We start from the raw sequence: 255 nt of genomic DNA on the forward strand, positions 1-255 counted from the left end.
GCAAAACGCTATCAGGTTCGAGACGCCCGCGACTTTCTAGAACGCATTGGAATCACGCCATGAACAGCATGACCTTCAAGGGCTACAGAGCTCGCATCGATTACGACGACGAGGATGCCATCTTCGTAGGCCACATCGCTGGTATCGGTGACCGCATTGGCTTCCACGCAGATACGGTCGAGGATCTCCGCGCGGCCTTCCATGAGGCCGTGGACGATTATCTCGAAACCTGCGCCAAGATCGGCAAGGAACCGC

Annotated in this window: 1 protein-coding gene; it reads left to right on the forward strand. The window is 56.9% G+C overall.

Annotated elements, in window-relative coordinates:
• Positions 1–59 precede the first annotated feature (59 nt).
• The coding region (locus IB235_RS24925; RefSeq protein WP_192339093.1) for a type II toxin-antitoxin system HicB family antitoxin at positions 60–255 on the forward strand (196 nt) is incomplete at its 3' end.

Origin of the sequence: Paracoccus sp. PAR01, from assembly GCF_014851995.1 — a bacterium.
Taxonomy (GTDB): domain Bacteria; phylum Pseudomonadota; class Alphaproteobacteria; order Rhodobacterales; family Rhodobacteraceae; genus Paracoccus; species Paracoccus litorisediminis.